The organism is Pseudoxanthomonas sp. LjRoot204_2, from assembly GCF_056175765.1.
This window is the reverse complement of the sequence record NZ_JBGFFG010000258.1, coordinates 1-4,888: the sequence shown is the minus strand read 5'-3', so window position 1 is coordinate 4,888 and position 4,888 is coordinate 1. Positions and strand designations below refer to the sequence as shown.

At 68.1% G+C, this 4,888-nt stretch carries 3 protein-coding genes; all 3 read right to left on the bottom strand.

The annotated features are described in order from the left end of the window. Nucleotides 1-614 (bottom strand): family 43 glycosylhydrolase (locus AC04L7_RS12385; protein ID WP_475513104.1); only part of this gene is annotated, 614 nt, incomplete at its 3' end. A gap of 17 nt (nt 615-631) precedes the next feature. Beyond that, complete coding sequence (locus tag AC04L7_RS12380; protein ID WP_435998675.1) at nt 632-2,116, bottom strand: MFS transporter; 1,485 nt, start codon at nt 2,114-2,116, stop codon at nt 632-634. A 57-nt stretch (nt 2,117-2,173) separates the two neighbouring features. Further along, nucleotides 2,174-4,864: a glycoside hydrolase family 3 protein gene (locus AC04L7_RS12375; RefSeq protein ID WP_435998677.1), complete on the bottom strand. Its 2,691-nt coding sequence runs from the start codon at nt 4,862-4,864 to the stop codon at nt 2,174-2,176. Nucleotides 4,865-4,888 lie beyond the last annotated feature (24 nt).

Below are 4,888 nucleotides of genomic sequence, written 5' to 3'. Positions count from 1 at the left end.
CGCGGCCCCAGCGCAGGCGCCTCGCCCACCGGCTCCTCGTTCGCCGCGTCATGCCGGTTGTCGCGGTACTTCTGCAACTGGCCGCCCCAGATGCCACCGAAGTACAGGTAGTGCGTTCCGTCGTCGTCTTCGAAAACGGCCGGATCGATGGAGTACGCCCCGTCGATGGGCGCGGGTTCGGCGGTGAACGGCCCTTCCGGCGTCTCCGATACCGCCACGCCGATACGGAACAGGCCGCCGCCGTCCTTGGCGGGGAAATAGAGGTAATAGCGCCCATCGCGATGTGCGGCGTCGGGCGCCCACATCTGCCTGTCGGCCCAGGGCACATCGCGCACATGCAGCGCTACGCCGCAGTCGATGGCCTCGCCTTCCGGCGAGTCCATCCGCAGCACGTGGTAGTCCTCCATGCCGAAGTGGCCCCCTTCGTCGTCGAAGGCACCACCGCCGTCGATGTCGTGGGAGGGATAGATGTACAGGCGTCCTTCGAACACGTGCGCCGAAGGATCGGCCGTGTAGATGTGGGTCACCAGCGGCTGGGAGATCGCACGCGCCTTCAGTCGCTCGAGCGTGCCGTCGGGCGCCGGCGCGTCGTCGTGCAGGGAGGTTTCGTTCATGGGCAGTGGGGTGTGGGTCATGCGGCTGCGCCCGCTGCGCGGCGACGCTGTTCGAGGTCGTGTTCGATGCGCGTCTCCATCCCCTTGTCGATCCGGTAGACGAAGAGCAGCGCCACCGCCACCAGGAACGGGATGGAGCAATAGACGCTGACGGTCAGCCGGATGCCGTCGACGACCGCGTCGGGCTGCGTGGCAGCACCGGCCTGGTAGCCGTAGTGCGCGAGGATGCCGGCGACCAGCGCGCCGCCCACGCTGAGGCCGATCTTCAGTCCGCACAGCATGGCGGAGAAGATGATGGCGGTGGCCCGACGATGGTTCTTCCACTCGGAGTAGTCGGCGACGTCGGCGATCATCGCCCACAGCAGCGGGATGGTGATGCCGTAGCAGAAGCCGTGGAGCATGAAGGCACCGAACGCCAGTGCCACCGCGGTGGGCGGGAAGACGTAGAACACCAGCAGGAACAACGTCGACACGAACAGTGCGCCACCGAAGACATCGCGCTTGCCGAAACGGTCGGCCAGGCGGCGCGACACGCCGATGCCGAGGATCATGCACAGGATGCCGCTGCCGTTGAACAGGCTGAACGCCGACGTGGCCGGATCCTCGGGCCAGGTGAAGCCCGACAGCCCCAGGCCGGTGAGCGCGGCGTTCAGTGCCGCGATGAAGCCGTTGAAACCCGAGTTGTCGAGGAAGCCCGACAACGCCGCCTCGCTCATGTAGTACTGGAAGTAGTAGATGTAGGTGCCGCCTTTCAGCGCGAGGTTGATGAACACCAGCACCGTCAGCGCCAGCATCACCTGCCACGGCCGGTTGCGCACCAGGTCGGCGAGGTCCTGCATCACCCCGGCGGACTGCTCCTTCGTCGGCACGATGCGTTCGCGCGTGGTCGCGAAGGTGACCAGGAAGAAGACCGTGCCGACCACCGCGAACACGGTCATCACGCGCTCGAAGCCGAGCACGCGGTCGCCGTCGCCCAATATCAGCACCAGCGGCATCAGCAGTACCTGGATGATGAACTGCGCGATCATCACGGCCACGAAGCGGTACGCCGACAGGCTGTTGCGCTGGGCCATGCTGCCGGTCAGCACGCCGCTCAGCGCCGAGTACGGCAGGTTGTTCGCCGCGTAGACCAGCACCAGCAGGCTGTAGGTCAGCAGCGCGTAGGCGACCTTGCCCCGCTCGCTGAAGTCCGGCGTGCTGAAGGCCAGCAGCGACAGCACGCCGAACGGGATCGCCGTCCACAGTATCCAGGGGCGGAACCTGCCCCACCGCGTCGACGTGCGGTCCGCAGCGATGCCGATCAGCGGCGTGAACACGAAGGCGCCGAGCAGGCCCACGACGAAGATGATCGTCGCCGCCGTCGCCGGCGGCAGGCGGTACACGTCGGTGTAGAAGAAGGCCAGGTACGTGATCAGCGTCTGGAAGATCAGGTTCGCCGCCAGGTCGCCCAGGCTGTAGCCCAGCTTTTCCCGGATCGTGAGCGTGTGGTCAGTGCTGGCCATGCGTCGGCTGTCCTGGACGTCGTGGAAGGAGGGCGTGCGGGATGCGGTAGGTGTCGGTCATCGCGCCACCACCTCGAAGGGCACGCGTGCACGGACATCGGCGCTGGACGCGCCCACGCGCAGTTCGTAGCGTCCCGGCGGCACGACATAGGCGCCACGCGCTTCGTCGTAACGGCGCAACGCCTGGTGCGGCGACAGCTCGAATGTCACGGTACGCCGCTCACCGGGGGCCAGGTGGATGCGCTGGAAGCCGCGCAGTTCCTGCTGCGCATCGCCGGCCGCGGCCTGCAGCGGACGCACATACAACTGCACCACTTCATCGCCGGCGCGCTTGCCGGTATTCGCCACCTCCACCTGCACGCGCAGGCGACCATCCGGCGAGACGGTGGGCGCGTCCGTACGCAACTCGCCATAATCGAAACGGGTGTACGACAGGCCGTACCCGAACGGATACAGCGGCGTGCCGCGGAAGTAGCGGTAGGTGCGGCCTTCCATCGTGTAGTCGTCGAAGGCCGGCATCGGCTGGCCGGCGGTGTAGAACGTCACCGGCAGGCGGCCGCCCGGGTTGGCCTCGCCGAACAGGGTCTCCCCGACCGCGGTACCGCCGCGCTGTCCCGGATACCACGACATCAGGATCGCCGGCAGGTTCTCCTGCGCCCAGTCCACCGCCAGCGCGGAGCCGCCGGTCAGCACCAGCACGACCGGCTTGCCGGTGGCGTGCAGCGCTTCGAGCAGGGCACGTTGCGTGGCGGGCAGGCGCAGATCGGTGCGGTCGCCGCCTGCGAAGCCCGGGTAGTTGACGGTCATCTCCTCGCCTTCCACATCACCGGTCAGGCCGCCGACGAATACCACCACATCGGCGTTGCGGGCGACGTCGATCGCCTCCTCGAACGGCGGCTTCGCACCCGGCATGCGCCAGGCCAGGCGCACGCCCGCATCGCGCTCGGCATCGTAGTACTCCAGCCGCAGGTCGTACGCCCGCCCGGCCAGCAGGTCCAGTTCCACGCCGTCGCTGCGCAGGCGGTCGCTGTCGGTCCAGTGGTCGAGCACGCGCTTGCCGTCCACGTACAGGCGGAAGCCGTCGTCGGCCGCGGCTTCGATCCGGTACCTGCCGGACACCGGCGGCAGCAGCTGGCCACTCCAGCGGATGCTGAAGCGGTCGTTCGGCACGCCCTGCCCCGGGCCCGCCTCGCCGCGCGCCTGCAGGTTGTCGGTCGGCGAACCACGATCCCAGCGGAAGCCGATCTGCGCATCGGTGCGTACCAGCGCGGGGGAGCCAGAGAGATCCTGGGTGCGGAAGTACTCGCCGCGCAAACCGCGCTCCGGAGAGTCGGCGGACGGCCGCAGGTACGCGGCTTCGATCAGCGGCGTCGCGGCCGGATCGTCGCGACCTTCCACCAGGTCCACCCCGCGCGCATAGCTCACCTCGACGCCCTTGGCGGCATCCCGGATGCCTTGCAGGATCGTCACCGGCGCAGCCGGCGTACCGAAGTAGTTGCCGAGCAGCGCCATGGTGTCGTCGGCGGTCGGCCCGATCACGGCGATGCGCTTCAGGGTGCGCGACAGCGGCAGGATGCCGTCGTTCTTCAGCAGTACCAGCGATTCGCGCGCCGCCTTCAATGCCAGCGCATCATGCGCAGGCGCCTGGTTCACGGCGTACGGGATGCGTGCCCACCGTACGCGCTCGGGCGGATCGAACATGCCCAACCGCATCCGCGCGGTGAACAACCGCGTCACCGCGTCGTCGATCTCGGCTTCGCTGATCAGGCCCTGGCGCACCGCGGCAGGCAGCGTGGCGTATTCCTCGCCGCATTCCAGCTCGGTGCCATTCTTCACCGCCAGCGCCGCGGCCTGCTCGCGGGTGGCGACGATCTTGTGGTTCTTCCAGATGTCGACGATGGCCCAGCAGTCCGACACCACGTAACCCTTGAAGCCCCAGTCGCGACGCAGCACGTCACGCAGCAGGAACCTGCTGGCACTGGCGGATTCGCCGTAGACGCGGTTGTAGGCCCCCATCACCGCGTCCACGTCACCCTCTTTCACCAGCGCCTCGAAGGCCGGCAGGTAGGTATCGTAGAGGTCGCGCTTGCTGGGACGCGCATCGAAGTGATGGCGGTCGGCCTCCGGCCCACTGTGCACGGCGAGGTGCTTGGCGGTCGCGTCCAGCTTGCGATAGACAGGGTCGTCGCCCTGCAGGCCGCGCACGAACGCCACGCCCATGCGCGCTGTCAGGTAGGGATCTTCGCCGTAGGTTTCCTGTCCCCTGCCCCAGCGCGGATCGCGGAAGATGTTGATGTTCGGCGACCAGAACGTCAGGCCTTGGTAGCGGCCATGCTGGCCATCGCGGACGAACTGATGGTGCTTGGCGCGCGCTTCGTCGCTGATGGTGGTCGCGATCTCGCCCATCAGCGGCACGTCGAACGTGGCCGCCAGTCCGATGGCCTGGGGAAACACCGTCGCCTGGCCGGCGCGTGCCACGCCATGCAGCGCCTCGTTCCACCAGTCGTAGGCAGGAATCCCCAAACGCTCGATGGCGGGCGCGGCGTTCTGCATCTGGGCCGCCTTTTCCTCCAGCGTCATCTGCGCCACCAGCGAGGCGGCGCGCGCCTCGAACGTGCGCGACGTGTCAAGCCAGGGTTTCGCATCGGCCGCCTGCGCGGACGGCGCGGTCCATGCGGCCGCGCACAGGACCAGCGCACACAATCCGGGCGCGGCGCGCCGGACGCGGGAAACGGAAGGCTTCGTCATCATCATTCGCTCCTCGAAGCGCGC

Bases quoted from the DNA above. Each gene is read 5' to 3' on its own strand.
- AC04L7_RS12380 (WP_435998675.1), bottom strand. From the start codon at position 2,116: ATGGCCAGCACTGACCACACGCTCACGATCCGGGAAAAGCTGGGCTAC.
- AC04L7_RS12375 (WP_435998677.1), bottom strand. From the start codon at position 4,864: ATGACGAAGCCTTCCGTTTCCCGCGTCCGGCGCGCCGCGCCCGGATTG.